Source organism: Comamonas sp. UBA7840 (genome assembly GCF_002501455.1).
Lineage (GTDB): Bacteria > Pseudomonadota > Gammaproteobacteria > Burkholderiales > Burkholderiaceae_C > Comamonas > Comamonas jiangduensis.
Window position 1 is genome coordinate 1 of the sequence record NZ_DLTI01000039.1, and the last position, 14432, is coordinate 14432.

Consider the following 14432-nt stretch of genomic DNA (forward strand, 5'->3'; position numbering starts at 1 on the left):
CAAGGCTGCCGCGCCTGCCAAAAAGGCTGCTGCGCCCAAGGCCGCCGCTCCCGCCAAAAAGGCTGCTGCGCCCAAGACAGCCGCTCCCGCCAAGAAGGCTGCTGCGCCTAAGGCTGCCGCTCCTGCCAAGAAGGCTGCTGCGCCTAAGGCTGCCGCTCCTGCCAAGAAGGCTGCTGCTCCCAAGGCTGCCGCTCCTGCTAAGAAGGCCGCTGCGCCTGCAGCAGAAACCACAGCGGCAGTGGCAAAGACCGTGTTGGCACCGCAAGCCGCATGGCCCTTCCCTACAGGCAACAAGCCCTAAGCACTGCACACCACCAAGGTATACACACCTTGGTGAGCGGCCAATAAAAAACCGGCTCCTGAGAGCCGTTTTTTTTATGTGCGCTGCGGTGATGTCGGCACGGGTCTTTCCCAAGGCCAATCATCACGCAGCGCAATCGCATCCGCATAGACTGCATCTTGTTTGCGCACCCACAGTCCCACAGGGCTTTGCTTGAGCACATCCAACTGCGCACCTTCCCAGCGCATAGGAGCGATCACATGCTCCGCGGTCTGCACAGCCCCCCCGTCTTCCAGCGCGGGCATTTCTGCGTCTGACCACTGCACGCCTTGCTGTGCATCCCAAACCTGCAACACAGGCATATATGCCCGCAGCTCCAGCGTCCACACTTCGTGCTTATGGGGACGCAACCAATGCAGCTTCCAATGGTGCGGCTCGCCTTCAGCGCCTCGCGCCAGCCACTCCAGCGATAGCCAACCATCCCCCGCATGGTGCGGACAAGCACTGGGCCCCACACCACATAGCACTGCACCAGACTGTGTCACGAGTACGCCTTCGCAACGTGCTGCCTGGGGGCGCCAGTTGTTGCTCATCTGATTATGCAAACCGCCCCACCACCACAGGGCTTCTCGCGCAGCAGGCTGGCGCCAGACATAGTCGCCATCTGCGCAGGGATGCTGTACCTGGTGCACCTCGCGCCAACGCGGCAGCAGTTGCCACACACCCTGCGCATTCACCGCAATGTCACGCCACTCATAGGCCGGCGTCCAGCCATTTTTGGTCAGGTTGGTTTCATCCGCCACTTGCAAAGGCCAGCGCCACAAACCGCTGCTGGCCAAATTGCTGTTATCGGGCCCACATCCCACCATGACCAGAAGCTGCGCATGTCCTTCCAAGACATGAGGGCGCATACGCAGTACTGGCAGGTTCATTGCGATGGCATACAGCTGCTTCCCATCCCACACCCACGGCACAGGCTTGCCGCCCTGCAAGGGAGAGACGCCCCAAGGGCACAAAATCGCCCAACGCCCATCCACCACCACGTGCTCTAACTCCCACAGCCCGGGCAGCTGTTGCTCGCCGCATTGCACCGAATAAGCAGCCGTCGCACCCGACTGATCCTGGGCGTCATGCACCAGATTCCAGGTTAAAAACTGACCGGCCACAGGCACACTTAGTGCCGTCCAGCGTGCTGGATGGTGCAAATTGCGGCGCCACAAAAATTGGCGCACCGGTATTTTTTTGAGCAGCAAGCGCCCGTCATCACGGTGCTTGGATGGCGCATACAGCTCGCTCATGACACAGCTCAGGCTGCGGCCATCGTGCAAACGCTCCAGCGCTGGCGTGTCCATTTCCATGCGTTGCAGCAGATCCATGTCATCCCAGCTCAGCGGTGGCAACGCAGAGCCTTGCTCATCTGGCAAATACAGCGCAACCGACCAAGGCTTGCGATCTGGTGGCAACCACTCTGACCATTGCTGCCCCCCAAACGTCACGCTCCACACGCCCAGTCGCAAGCCCATTTTGCGCACATCATCCGCTACCGGATAGCCATAGCAGGCAAAGGCCTGTCCATCAGGGCGCCACACCAAAGGACTTTTGCCATCAATGATCCAGGAATGCGCCTCGCCATTGAGCTGCAGTTGCCAGTACGGATGGAGCAAAGGCTCTAAGGGATTTTCCAGCGCCCGGAGTGACTGTGGCCAATGGCGCTGCACACTCACTTGCACCACGGCATTGTCTTGCGCAGGAATCTCCGGGGGCATGGCTTGCGCCTCCGCAGGCACGCAATCTGCCGGTATCCACAAGTCACAGACACCCACCAGAGCATGCGCTTTGGCCCCCACGTTTTTATGGAGCCACGCTTCAAAAGCGGTCTCTGTCAGCACATGGTTGCCTTCTGCAGCGACGCCGTTGCCGCCTGCGCCTTCACCACTCCAATGGGGCAGTCGCCAGTGCAAGTCATCGACCTGCCCTGCCTCCGACACACTCAACACCCATGCGCAGAGATTTTTTCTGTCAATCAATCGAGGGGCGGAGTCTCCGTAAGAGCCGGTGCGAATCCAGCGACCATCAAATGAAGTGTGGAAATCAGACTCCCATACATGCGGCAGGTAAACGCCATCACTGCACAGCACATCACCATAGATAGGGCCCCCGACGCCACGTTCTCCCCGCATGCGAAACTTCACTTCGCTATTGATGGTGGGCGAAACCTCTGGCTCTGGCTCCGGTTTCGACGCCGCAGCCGCAACGCGGCCCTTTGCGCGAGGGGCAATCTGTTTCTTAGGACGAGAACTTCGAAGACCCAACAACAGTAGCGCAATGATCGCCAAAACGATGAACAAGACTTGCATCCCTGCATGCTAACTAAGCTTGCTGCTTTATCGCGCTGATTTTTTGCGCACAGGGGCATAAAAAAAGCAGCCATAAGGCTGCTTTTGCGCGGCATGTCTTGCGATCACACATTGAAAAATGCCACCGAACGCTGCAAACGCGATGCATGAGTGTGCAGCGCATCCGCTGAGCTGGACGACTGCTCAACCATGGCTGCGTTTTGCTGTGTCATGGCATCCAACGAAGCAACGGCTTCATTGACCTGCGCAATACCAATCGATTGCTCACGGGTCGCCAAGCTGATTTGGTGCACCAATTCGCTCACGCGCTGCACGGCATCGACCATGCCATCAATGGTTTTGCCTGCTGCCTGCATGCGTGCATTACCGTCATTGATGCCTGCCACTGTGTTGTTGATCAGACCCCCAATTTCCTTGGCCGCAGTCGCACTGCGCTGCGCAAGTGCGCGCACTTCGCCCGCCACCACGGCAAAGCCACGCCCTTGCTCACCAGCCCGGGCTGCTTCTACAGCGGCATTCAACGCCAGCAAATTCGTCTGAAAGGCAATGCTTTCAATCACGCCGATGATCTCCCGCATGCGGGTGGACGATTGGCGGATACGCTCCATCGCTTCGCCCACCTCTTGAATCGCCTCTCCACTACGACTCACCACCGCCTTGCTCTGGTTGCTTTCTTGCTCCATCTGCTGGGCGGTATCGGCGGTTTGCAGCACCGTGCCGGTAATTTCTTCTATGGAAGCCGCTGTCTGCTCCAGGTCCGTGGCCTGTGATTCCGTGCGTTTGGCCAAATCCAAACTGCCGAGCGAGATTTCCTTGGACATGGTGTTGAAGCCTTGCACCTCGGTCAGCACATCGCCCACCACGGCGCGCAGGTTGATTTGGATTTGCTGCAAACGGGCCATCAAAGTACCTACCGCACCCGTGTAGTTGTGTGCATGGGTGCTGGTCAAATTACAGCTGGCCATTTGCGCGGCCCACATATTGGCCTCTTCAATACCGCTGACACAGCGCGCCTGAAAGCGCCAGGCAATCCATGCACTGCCCAGCAGCAATGCCGCCAAGCGCAGCCCCCACGCCGCCACACCTTGCCAGCCCAACATATCGGGAAGCATGGTGACCGCCACCACCAACGTCAGCATGATGACCATGCGCGCCAGCAAGCCTACATCGCTGCGCTGCGCCCACAAACCGCGCACACCCAGCCGGCGTACCTCTCCGCCACGCAAACGCAAGGTTTCTTGGCCGGATTGTGCTTGCGCATTCATGTCTGCATACAGCGCTTCGGCAGTTTCTATGTCCTGCACGCTGGGCTTGGTGCGTACCGACAAATAGCCCTGGGGCTTGCCCCCTTCCATGATGGGGGTCACGTTAGCCCGCACCCAATAGTGGTCGCCATTGCGCCGACGGTTTTTCACAATGCCCGTCCACGGATAACCGTGGGCAATCGTTCGCCACATATCTTTGAAGGCGGCAGAAGGCATATCGGGGTGACGAATCAGGTTGTGGGGCTGCCCGATCAAGTCTTCGTATTCAAACCCGCTGACACGCGCAAACGCGGGGTTGCAATGGGTAATTTCGCCCTTGGTGTTGGTCACAGAGACCAACAATTCATCACCCGGGAAATCGTAATTATTTTGTGTAACGGGGAAGTTGGCTCGCACTAGGATCTCCAGACTGACAAGCCTGACGGCATTAAAAACACACCATCAGGGAATCCAAACATCATCCCATAACCAGCTTGCATTTGCTGACAATTGACTATTCCAGCTTCCCATGCTGCGAATGCATTACCCACAAAGCAAACGCTCACCCCTCAAACCGTTCGTCGCTTTTGTGACATTTTTTTGACGCACCACAAAGCTTGCAGGCCACGAATTAGTCAAACAGCGGCAGTGACCACAAGTCCCCCTTCGCACCAGCCTTTCGCCCACTGCCCAGTACCTCTCCCTGCGCTTGTTGCTTGGCGGCATCCCAATGCACCAGTCCCCCCACCCGCACCCCCAGCAATCGAATGCTCTGCTCCAGCGGCACGCGCTTTAAGCATTGACCAGCCACACGCCGAATGGCTGACGCTTCTTGGGTGAAGGTATCCACCGTAATTTCACGGGTCACACTTTTGAAATTGGCATAGCGCAGCTTCACCCCAATCGTGCGCCCCGCATAGCCTTTGCGCTGTAAATCGTCCGCCACGCGCTCACACAACTGGGTGAAGATGGCGGTGAGTTCCGCCCTGTCATAGCGGGCGTGCAAATCGCGTGCAAAAGTCGTCTCGCGGCTCATGCTGACTGGCTCGCTTTCTGTGACCACGGGGCGATCATCCAGACCATGAGAAGCCGCATGCAGCCATGCCCCATATGCCTTGCCAAAGTGCTGCACCAGCCAGGGCAAAGGCTGTCGTGCCAAATCGCCAATGCTCACGATGCCCAGCGCCTCTAATTTCGCACCAGCTTTAGGCCCGATGCCATTGATTTTGCGACAGGGCAGCGGCCAGATCTGTGCTTCCAAGTCCTGCGGCTGCAGCACAGAAACGCCTTGCGGCTTGTTGAACTCGCTGGCCATCTTGGCCAACAGCTTGTTGGGTGCCACACCCACCGAGCAGGTCAGCCCCGTGGCCGCAAAAATAGCTTGCTGCAGCTGCAGGGCCAGCACGCGCCCTCCTTCGGCCTGGCCGCCGGGCACGTGGGTAAAGTCGATGTACACCTCATCAATACCGCGGTCCTCCATCACCGGGGCCGTGGCAACAATCACTTCTTTGAAAGCGCGTGAGTACTGGCGATAACGCACAAAATCAATCGGCAGCAAGATGGCCTGTGGGCACAGCCGGGCGGCTTTCATCATGCCCATGGCCGACCCCACCCCAAACTGGCGCGCTGCGTAGGTCGCCGTGGTAATCACCCCCCGGCCCACATACCGGCCCAGTCGCGGGAATGCATCTACAGGGATTTGCTCCAGCGCGCCCCATTGCGCCAGCAGTTGCGCTTCATGCTCGGCGCTGTGGCGACTGCCACCGATGACGACGGGCAAGCCTTTGAGCTGCGGGTAGCGCAACAACTCCACAGATGCAAAAAATGCATCCATATCGAGGTGGGCAATACGGCGGGGCACAGCAGGCGCGGTCACCCCGCTATTGTGAAAGAAGCTTTACAGCCCTTGCAGACAAATCAGCACAAGGCCCAGCACCATCAGCGCCATTCCAACTTTTTCCACTGCGCTGAAGTTTTCACTGAACAGCCGGCGCGAGACCAGGTAGCTGAACACCACCTCCACCATGCCCAGCGTGCGCACCGCTGCCGCGCTTTGCATGGCATAGGCCGTAAACCACGCCAGAGATGCCGCTGCCCCCATAGAGCCCGCCAACAGTGAAACCCGCCACGCGCGGAAGATGGGCATGATGCCTTGCGGCGTTTTCAGCGCCACCCAGGCACCCAGAAAAATACTTTGCAGCGTTTGCGCCACCAGCACCCCCCAGCCGCCTGACAGCCACGGCGTGGCTGCATTCAGCGCCAACGCGCCGCCGCGAAAACCAATCACCGCAATCGCAAAGCACGCCCCGCACAGCAGCCCATACAAAGCCGATTTGCTCATCCATGCTTGCAAAGAAAAAATCTGCCCCCGCGGCGGCAGCGTCAACAGCAGCACCCCTGTGGTGGCCACCACCATGGCCACCAGCGCCCATGCGGTGGGCAGCTCATGCAAGAACACCGCGCCAAACAGGGCGACCTGCAAAATTTCGGTTTTCGACAGCGTGACGGCGACCGCAAAGTTGCGCTCTTTCATCGCCAGCAGCAGCGCCACGGTCGCTGCCACCTGAAAAAATGCACCCAGCCCAATCCAGCCGAAATAGGCGGCGCTCCATTGCGGCACGGCCGGTGCTTGCGCAGGCAACATATACAGCAGCGCCACAAACACTGCAGCAAACGGCAGGCCATAAAAAAAGCGCACCAAGGTAGCAGACAGCGTACCCAGCTGCTGCGTCAGCGCGCGCTGTGCGGTGTTGCGCACCGTTTGAGCCACTGCAGCAAACAGCGTAAACGGCACCCACAACCAAGCGATTTCTTCCAAAGACAATGACATACCCACAATCACCAAGCAGCACCCGCGCTGTGCCTGCAGCATAGCCACCGCCTTGCGATTGCGCCCCACACATTGGCGAGGGTGGGCGCTGTCGTCAGCGATGTGCCGCACCGCATGCATAAAAAAAGTAGCTACTAGCGCTTGATAAACCAAGCTTTCCCAGACAAAAGTATTGGAAAGTCTTTATTTACAAACGCTAGCAGCTACTGTTTTATAGCTACACAGGCACTGCCATGGCATGCCTATGGCGTGCTCATGGCGTACACATCGGGCGCATCAACCCACCCTGCAAGCCCTGCACACCGCAGGCAAGCGCTGCGTTAGGCAGCAGGAAAAGGCTTGGGGTAGGTGCCGGGCACCAAAATTTCTGTGCCCACCTGGTTGATATTGGTATGCCCGCAAAAAGCCATCGTGGTGTCCAGCTCTTTGTGAATGATGCTCAAGGCCTTGGCAACGCCCGCTTGCCCAAAGGCCCCCAGGCCGTACAAAAAGCTGCGCCCAATCAAGGTGCCTTGCGCGCCCAGCGCACGGGCTTTCAGCACGTCTTGCCCGCTGCGAATGCCCCCATCCATCCACACTTCGATGTCTTTGCCAGCGGCCTCCACCATGCTGGGCAGGGCTTCGATGGACGAAGGCGCACCGTCCAGCTGGCGCCCGCCGTGGTTGCTCACCACCAAGGCATCGGCACCAGTTTGCGCTGCCAGCCGCGCATCTTCGGCGTCCATCAAACCCTTCAAGATCAGCTTGCCACCCCAGCGCTTTTTGATCCACTCCACATCGCTCCAATTCAAAGTGGGGTCAAACTGATCGGCCGTCCACGAAGCCAGCGAGCTCATATCGGACACGCCTTGGACATGGCCCACGATGTTGCCCATGAAGCGCCGCTGGGTGCCCAGCATGCCCAGACACCAGCGCGGCTTGGTGGCCAGATTGAGCAGATTCTTGAGCGTGGGTTTGGGCGGTGTGGAAAGACCGTTCTTGATGTCCTTATGGCGCTGGCCCAGGATCTGCAAATCCAGCGTGACTTGCAAGGCCGAGCAGTTGGCCGCTTTGGCGCGGTCAATCAGGCGCTCCATGAAGGCTTTATCGCGCATTACATACAGCTGAAACCAAAACGGGTGGCGCTCAGTGTGCTGTGCAATGTCCTCCAGCGAACAAATGCTCATCGTCGACAGCGTGAAAGGAATGCCAAACGCCTTGGCCGCCTGGGCGGCCAGAATTTCACCATCTGCGTGCTGCATGCCCGTCAGGCCCGTGGGCGCAATCGCCACGGGCATGGCCACATCTTGCCCCACCATGGTGGTGCGCGTGCTGCGCCCTTCCATGTTCACGGCCACGCGCTGGCGCAGCTTGATTTTTTGGAAATCATCTTCGTTGGCGCGGTAGGTGCCCTGGGTGTACGAGCCCGAATCGGCATAGTCATAAAACATGCGCGGCACGCGGCGCTGGGCAATCACGCGCAAGTCTTCAATACAGGTTATTTTGGACAGGTCAGCCACAGGTCAGCCCTTCTTCATTCAGTCATTGCAGTCATGGCGCATATCGTAGTGCGTCGTCATGCACTCCACGCGCTGCCACCACCCAGCCTGGGCATGCACATCGCGCGCAAGCAAGATGGCGAAGATGCCGAAAAGTGTGGCTTACGCCTTGGGGCCGACGACCGCTTGGCCGGCGACTTCAGCGCGCGCCAGCAACGCAGCCTCTGCGTGGACCTGGTACAAGCGAATCTGGTGGCGCCCGGCCTGCTTGGACGCGTACATCGCCGTATCGGCACAGTGCAGCAGCGCATCCCACTGCAGGGCATGGTCGGGGTACAGCGCCACACCACCGCTGGCGTGCAGCACATAGCTTGCACCCTGCCACACAAACGGTGTGGCGCACGCTTGCTGCACTTTGTGCGCAATGTTTTGCAGGTGCGTTTTAGAAGCCAGCTCGCACAGCAAAATCACAAACTCATCGCCGCCCAAGCGGCATACGGTATCGCTTTCGCGCACACTGGCTTGCAGCGCTTTGGCAGCATGCACCAGCGCAGCATCCCCCGCCTGGTGCCCCAGGCTGTCATTGATTTGTTTGAAGCCATCCAGATCCAGATACAGCACAGCAAGCATGTCGCCCGTGCGCTTGCTGTGCGCCATGGCTTGCTGTGCCCGATCCTGCAGTAGTGTGCGATTGGGCAAACCGGTGAGCACATCATGGAACGCCAGGCGCTGCATGCGTGCCTCATGGGCGGCCGCCACCGTTACATCACGCAGCACCGCCACAGCCCCCAGCACATGGCCGTCAAAGGATTTGACCAAGCTGGCCGACTCATCCATCTCCAGCAACTCGCCACTGCCTCGGTGCAGCAAGGTCGTGCGGGAGCGATCTACGGTTTTGCCGCTTTCCAGTGCTCGGCGCAGCGCCGATGCCTGCGCGCCCCCGGCCACGGCATAGGGCAAGGCATGCAAAACTTCGATGGGGTGGTTCTCCACCTCCCGCATCTCCAGACCGGTAATTTGCCGCGCCACCGGGTTCAGGTAGGTGATATGGCCTTGCGCGTCGGTACACACCACGGCATCACCAATGGACTGCAGCGTCAAGCGCATGCGCTCTTTTTCTGTGAACAGATCTGCCTCTGTGGCTTCTCTGCGCGTCAACTCGCGCACAAACAGCACCGCCAAGCCCAGGCAGCTGACCATCAGCAAAGCGGCAAAACCGGCAAGCTGCCACGCATTGCGGCGCCAGGACTGAAAGATGGAATGCGTGGACTGCGCCACATTCACCACCACCGGGAAATGGCCCACGCGGTTGTGGGTGTACAAGCGCTCCACGCCATCAATCACCGCCGTGCCCACAAAGCTGCCTTGGGGGGCCGCCACAAACTGCGCCAAATTACCCGAGCCCGCCAAGCTGTGCGGCGCGGTAGTTTCTTGATAGGGAAAACGCGTCAGCACCAGGCCATCTTCCCGAATGACATTCACCCCGCTGTGCGCTCCCAAATCCATGGTGGAGAGCCAGGCGTTGATCTCTTGCATGCGCAGCATGCCCACCACCACGCCATTGAGCACACCATATTTACCGCGTATAGCACGGGCAATCGGCAATACATATTCGCCCATGCGCAATTCTTTGGTGGGCTGGCCAATAAAAACACCCGGAAACTGGTGAACCCGAAACGCCTGAAAGAAATCATGGGACACAAACTGCTTGCCCACACTTTTCACGCCCAACGCACGGTGTACGACCCGCCCCTGGTCATCCAGCACCAGTAAATCACTGTTATGAATATCGCGCCATAAAGAATCCAGCAATGCGCGGTGTGATTCGCTGTCCTCTTGACCTTCCAGCGCCCGCACTTCATTGAGTGCAATCGCGGTTTTCTGGAGCGACAAATCCACGGCATCCAGGGACCACTCCAGCCCCTTGGCCAAGGTACTGCTCAAGTTGGTGTTGGTGCGCAGCTGGTAGTCCCAATGCTCTTGGTGCATGGCCCACATGGTGTGCGCGAACAGGGCACCAATGCCCAGCGACACAACCACCGCCAGCCAAGCGACGCGGTGTGAAAGAAAACGGAGCAGCATGGACTTCATCATGGACTTGCACATTCTAGGAAGGCCCATCACGTTGCGCTTAGATGCAGCGCAATCCCTGTGCTGCATTTTTAAAACACTGCATTACCGAATGCCATCGATGGGGTGCCAAAGCGCGGCTATGGAGCAGCACCCATATGGGGGGTGGCAGTACATTTATCCCCTGCATCAACTGGTATTACCAATTGGCAAAAAACAAGGGTAAACCACGAATAAACAGGCAAAAAACAAGAAACAGAGTCAATCCAATGACTTTTAAAATCTTCGGCTCAACATTAAATAATATTGGTACGACCAATTAAAACCATGCAAAGGTGACGTGGCATTCATAAGCCACGCGCCCGTGCGCAGCCACCCTTGGAGACATCACACATGAATATTGGACACACGCTTTTAGCCCTCACCCCGATTGCGGTGGTGTTTCTTTTGATGGTGGTTTTAGGGCGGTCGGCCAAACTCTCCATGAGTTCGGCATACTTGGTCACAGCGCTGCTGGCAATGTTTGTGTGGCAGGCGCCCGGTGCGGTAATCGCTGCTGCCACCATCAACGGAGTGGTAACGGCAATCACCTTGCTGTTTATCGTTTTCGGCGCCGTGTTGCTGCTCAACACCCTCAAAGAAAGCGGTGCACTGCTGGCCATCCGCCAAGGCTTCATGGATGTCTCTCCAGACCGTCGCGTGCAAGTCATCATCGTGGCGTGGCTGTTTGGTTCGCTGATTGAAGGCTCGTCGGGCTTTGGCACACCTTCCGCCGTGGGCGCTCCTTTGCTGCTGGCCCTGGGCTTCCCAGCCATGGCAGCGGTTATGGCGGTGCTGGTCATCCAGTCCACCCCTGTGTCCTTTGGCGCGGTAGGCACACCCATGCTGGTGGGCGTGCGCTCGGGCATTGACAACAAGACCGATGTGGCGCAATTGCTGGCCCCCATGCAGCCGCTGGAGTACCTGCAGCAAATAGTGGAAAACGTGGCCATGATTCACGCGCTGGTGGGTTTCGTGATTCCGCTGATTCTGTGCGGCATGCTCACCCGCTTCTTCGGTGCCCAACAATCCTTCACCGAAGGCCTCAAGGCTTGGAAATTTGCACTGTTCGCCGGCGTGGCCTTCACCCTGCCCTACTACCTGATTGCCCGCGTATTAGGCCCTGAGTTCCCCTCGATGGTCGGTGCACTGGTGGGTCTGGTCATCGTGATCAGCGCTGCCAAAAAAGGCTTCTTGGTTCCCAAACAAAGCTTTGACTTCCCTCCCCGTGCAGCCTGGGAGCAAAAGTGGCTGGGCACTGTCTCTAACGATGCCGACAGCTCTGCAACCACCGCTGCCAAGTTCTCGGTACTGCGTGCGTTTTCGCCCTATGTGCTGGTAGTTGCACTGCTGATCCTCACCCGCACCGTGGCACCGCTGAAGGCCTTTTTGACCGGCCCGATGACCACGCTGAAGATTCCTGCGCTGTTTGGCACCAATATCTCGCCCTCGGCACAGTTCCTGTACTCGCCCGGTTTCATCCTGATCCTGGCATCGCTGGCCTGCATCTTGATCTTCAGCATGAAGCAAGGCCAATATGGTCGCGCTGTGAAGTCTTCCGCACACACCATGGTGGAGGCGGCTCCCGCTTTGCTGCTGGCCGTGCCGATGGTGCAGGTGTTCATCAATTCCGCATCGGCTGACGGCTCGATGCTGAGCATGCCTTTGGTGCTGGCACAGGGTGCCGCCGCCCTGGCAGGCAATGCATGGCCCAACGTGTCGCCTTGGGTGGGTAGCCTGGGTGCATTCATTGCAGGCTCCAACACCGTCAGCAACATGATGTTTGCCTACTTCCAGTTCTCTACCGCACAGCAAATTGCGCTGAATCTGGATCAATCGGCCATTGTGGTGGCATTGCAAGCGGTGGGCGGTGCTGCAGGCAACATGATCTGCGTGCACAACGTGGTCGCTGCGGGCGCTGTGGTTGGCATGATGAACCGTGAAGGTGAAGTCATCCGCAAGACCTTGGTTCCTATGGCCTACTACTGCATTCAAGCGGGCTTGATTGGCCAAGCGCTCATCACCGGTAGCCTGGGTTGGTGGATGGCTGCTGCCGTATGGCTGGTGGTGGTGCTGGTGGCCCTGTCGATGACCAAGGGCAAGCCTTTGGCAGCTGGCAGGCACCAAGGCCAAAACCTGGCCGCTGCACGCTAAAGCAGCTGCCTCGGCTATCTCGACGGGATCAACGAATTCGCTGTGGGCGTTATGGACCGAGTCACCAACATGCGAATTTCCGATCAGATAGCCGAGCAGCTCCACACCCTCATTCAGCAGCGCCAGCTGCAGCCCGGCCAGCGTCTGCCCGCCGAGCGACAGCTGGCCGAAGAACTGGGTGTGTCGCGCACCGCACTGCGCGAAGCCATTCAAAAACTCTCCAGCCGCGGCTTGCTGGAGAGTCGTGTCGGGGCTGGCACCTTTGTGCAAACCCCACCCAGCCAGCCCAACTGGCATGAGCAGGTCATCTCCCCGCTGGTCCCACTGATGCGCGATGACCCCCAGTACCGCTACGACGTACTGGAAACCCGCCAAAGTCTGGAAGTCAGCACCGCCTGGCATGCGGCCCAACGCGCAACCGCCCAGGACAAGACGCGCATTCAGCGCAGCTTTGACGCCTTGCTGCACTACCAGCACCTGCAAGATACCGAAGCCTCTGCCCACGCCGATGCGCAGTTCCATCTGGCGATTGCGGAGGCTTCCCACAATGCCGTTATCGTGCAAGTCATGCGCAGCCTGTTTGAGTTGATGCTCAACACCGTGGCCGAAAACCGCCGCCTGATGTTTGTGCATGACAACACCAAAGTACTGGAGCAACTGACGCAACAGCACTACCAGCTCATGCAAGCCATTTTGAATGGCGAGCCGGAGCAAGCCCGCAGCGTGATCAGCGATCACCTGAATTTTGTCCACGACAAACTCACCCAAGCCGATGCAGACACGGCCCGGCTTCAGCGCCTGGGCCGCCTTTCACCTTCTGTTGCGACCTCGTCATGATTATTTCCTCCACCACCGACTACCGTGCTGCAGCACAAAAGCGTTTGCCTCCGTTTCTGTTTCACTACATTGACGGTGGTGCTTATGCAGAAAAAACGCTGGCCCGCAACGTGGATGACTTGGCCAACGTGGCCTTGCGCCAGCGCGTGCTCAAAGACATGAGCCAGCTGGACACCAGCATTGAGCTGTTTGGCGAAAAGCTATCGCTGCCCGTGACGCTGGCCCCCGTCGGCCTGACGGGCATGTTCGCGCGCCGCGGTGAAGTGCAGGCCGCCATGGCCGCTGACCAAAAAGGCATTCCCTTCACCATGTCCAGCGTCTCGGTCTGCCCGATCGAGGAAGTTGCCCCCAAGCTCAACCGCCCCATGTGGTTCCAGCTGTACGTGCTCAAAGACCGTGGCTTCATGAAAAACGCACTGGAGCGCGCGCAGGCGGCCGGTGTTTCCACCCTGGTATTCACTGTCGACATGCCCGTGCCGGGAGCGCGCTACCGCGACGCACACTCCGGCATGAGCGGCCCCAACGCGGCCATGCGCCGCTATGTGCAGTCGGTGCTGCACCCACAGTGGGCGCTGGATGTGGGCCTGCTGGGCCGCCCCCACACCCTGGGCAATATCTCCACCTACATGGGCAAAAACGTCAGCCTGGAAGACTACATGGGCTATCTGGGTGCCAACTTTGACCCCTCCATCTCGTGGAAAGACCTGGAATGGATTCGCGATTCCTGGAAGGGCCCCATGGTCATCAAGGGCATTCTGGACGCGGAAGATGCCAAGGATGCCGTGCGCTTCGGTGCCGACGGCATCATCGTCTCCAACCACGGCGGCCGCCAGCTCGATGGTGTGCTGTCTTCGGCCAGCGCCCTGCCCGCGATTGCTGACGCGGTCAAAGGCCAGATCAAGATTTTGGCCGACTCAGGCATTCGCAACGGCCTGGACATTGTGCGCATGCTGGCGCTGGGCGCAGACTGCACCATGATTGGCCGCGCTTTCATCTACGCACTGGCCGCCGAAGGCGGCGCAGGCGTGACCAACCTGCTGAACCTGCTGGAAAAAGAAATGCGCGTGGCCATGACGCTGACCAGCGTGAAAAACGTGGCCGAAATCACCGGCGACTTGCTGGTGCGCGAGCGCTGATTCTCTT

10 protein-coding genes are annotated in these 14432 nt (G+C 58.9%); 4 read left to right on the forward strand and 6 right to left on the reverse strand.

The window, feature by feature from the left end:
* On the forward strand, positions 1–301 hold a 301-nt coding region (locus tag B3R00_RS14470), incomplete at its 5' end, for a hypothetical protein (protein ID WP_286999601.1).
* Positions 302–375: 74 nt separating this feature from the next.
* On the opposite strand, the gene B3R00_RS14475 is transcribed toward B3R00_RS14470, so the two are convergent.
* The 6 genes from B3R00_RS14475 to B3R00_RS14500 form a co-directional block, all read right to left on the reverse strand.
* Entirely contained in the window at positions 376–2637 is a 2262-nt protein-coding gene (locus B3R00_RS14475; protein WP_286999602.1) for a hypothetical protein, read from the reverse strand.
* 104 nt (positions 2638–2741) lie between these two features.
* A complete protein-coding gene (locus tag B3R00_RS14480) occupies positions 2742–4298 on the reverse strand; it encodes a methyl-accepting chemotaxis protein (protein ID WP_286999603.1) in 1557 nt (518 codons plus the stop codon).
* A 214-nt stretch (positions 4299–4512) separates the two neighbouring features.
* Positions 4513–5715, reverse strand: a complete 1203-nt coding sequence (gene dinB, locus B3R00_RS14485; RefSeq protein ID WP_286999629.1) for a DNA polymerase IV — start codon at positions 5713–5715, stop codon at positions 4513–4515.
* Between the two features lie 63 nt (positions 5716–5778).
* Positions 5779–6711: a DMT family transporter gene (locus B3R00_RS14490; RefSeq protein ID WP_286999604.1), complete on the reverse strand. Its 933-nt coding sequence runs from the start codon at positions 6709–6711 to the stop codon at positions 5779–5781.
* Between the two features lie 320 nt (positions 6712–7031).
* A complete protein-coding gene (locus tag B3R00_RS14495; RefSeq protein ID WP_286999605.1) occupies positions 7032–8210 on the reverse strand; it encodes an alpha-hydroxy acid oxidase in 1179 nt (392 codons plus the stop codon).
* 141 nt (positions 8211–8351) lie between these two features.
* Positions 8352–10271, reverse strand: coding sequence for a sensor domain-containing diguanylate cyclase (locus tag B3R00_RS14500; protein WP_286999606.1), 1920 nt, complete (start codon positions 10269–10271; stop codon positions 8352–8354).
* 381 nt (positions 10272–10652) lie between these two features.
* Here B3R00_RS14500 and B3R00_RS14505 point away from each other — a divergent pair, with 381 nt between their 5' ends.
* The 3 genes from B3R00_RS14505 (at position 10653) to lldD (ending at position 14425) form a co-directional block, all read left to right on the forward strand.
* On the forward strand, positions 10653–12452 hold the full coding sequence (locus B3R00_RS14505; RefSeq protein WP_286999607.1) for an L-lactate permease: 1800 nt from the start codon (positions 10653–10655) through the stop codon (positions 12450–12452).
* Between the two features lie 69 nt (positions 12453–12521).
* The gene (lldR, locus tag B3R00_RS14510; RefSeq protein ID WP_286999608.1) at positions 12522–13289 is read left to right on the forward strand and encodes a transcriptional regulator LldR; all 768 of its coding nucleotides are present in this window, start codon (positions 12522–12524) and stop codon (positions 13287–13289) included.
* Positions 13286–14425 (forward strand): FMN-dependent L-lactate dehydrogenase LldD, encoded by a 1140-nt coding sequence (gene lldD / locus B3R00_RS14515; RefSeq protein ID WP_210929470.1) that lies wholly within the window; start codon positions 13286–13288, stop codon positions 14423–14425. The genes lldR and lldD overlap by 4 nt, the downstream gene beginning before the upstream one ends.
* Positions 14426–14432: the final 7 nt, after the last annotated feature.